1 protein-coding gene is annotated in these 1352 nt (G+C 41.2%); it reads right to left on the bottom strand.

The annotated features are described in order from the left end of the window. Positions 1-1285 (bottom strand): IS4 family transposase (locus tag FC20_RS09510; RefSeq protein ID WP_056945400.1); only part of this gene is annotated, 1285 nt, incomplete at its 3' end. Positions 1286-1352 lie beyond the last annotated feature (67 nt).

Raw genomic sequence — 1352 nt, 5'->3', positions numbered from 1 at the left:
CTTCTATTTCTTCGATCATCTGCTTTGAATTGCCTATCATGGGCGTTGTATAATATCGGTGAACTATGTTGGCCGCCTCTTTAAAATCTATCTCATGAGGCCATTTTCTGTGAGCATCAGCTATCCGGCAAAGGGATATGATTCTGTTGACCACGTTAAACATAATCAGCTGAGAGTACAACTCGATTTCTTGAAACGCTGGTTTTTTCGAATGAAAACATACTGCACCGAGATCATACTTTAGCTTGCGAAATGAGCTCTCAATATCCCAGCGCAGATGATACAGTTTTTTCATTTCACTAAGCGGGAAGTCGTTCGAGCTTAGATTAGTAGCTAGTACTTCCCACTTGGTGCTTCCCGATTGTGGGTCGTTGATCTTAAGTTTAACGATTCTGCAGTGGACCGGACAAAAGCTTTCAAAATCCCAGTGCGCTGTACGGTACTTAGGTGAATATTTGTCCTTATAGCGACGATTCGGGGCATTGATCTTGTGATACTCTGGATGAAGCTTCTTTTGCTTGGCGCTATTGGTGATGTTAAACGTCATCTCAAGATCGCATTCTTGATCGGGAAGAGCGCTAATTTCCCGAATAGCACTTTTACTTTGAGTTCTTAGACGGATAACATAGTTGCAGTTAGACAGTCGATTGCCATGCTCGAAAAGATTGAAGGATTCATAGCCGCGATCCATCAGTACGATATAGCGGTGTTGAAGTCTTAAGTTCTGAAGCATGTGCACAGCTGCACTGCGTTCATCCATACTCTTTCGTGATTGCAATAAGCAGTCTAGGTAACAACAATTTGCGATATCGTAAAGGATATTGGCATGAATCAAACATGTGCCTTTGGTCGTTAATTTATTATCGTCCGAAGGCTTTTTTCTTGTCTGAATATTGCATAGAAACATTGAATTCTTATCATACGGCAAGGCAAAGTCACTACCATCAATTGCCAGCAGCCGATAGCCATGATACAAAGCAGGCTGTTTCAAAGTTGAATTGAATTCATACAGAATTGCCTTAAATAATCTAGGGTTAACCTTTGATTTCTGCTGTTCGTAAGCCGACGCGGTCATTCGCTTAGAGGGCTTAGGAAATGCGTTAGCCAGCTCCTTGTTCAAGCAGTTTCCTTGCATGGCAAGAGTGGTCTTAATGAATGTCTTAGCATCCAGTTTTCTTTTACGCGTGAAGTCTTTGCTTGGATGATAAACAAAGTAATTAATGCATTCGGCAGCCATGTCTGTAACAGAATCAAGCTGTCTTAGGACTTGATGCTTCTTAGTCATGAAAATACGCCACCTTTGATAAAATCTCTAACCAAATATAGCGTAAATCGGTTTCAAAAATTGAGCA

It is taken from the genome of Lactobacillus equicursoris DSM 19284 = JCM 14600 = CIP 110162 (assembly GCF_001434815.1).
GTDB lineage: Bacteria > Bacillota > Bacilli > Lactobacillales > Lactobacillaceae > Lactobacillus > Lactobacillus equicursoris.
This window is presented reverse-complemented; position numbering and strand designations above follow the sequence as displayed.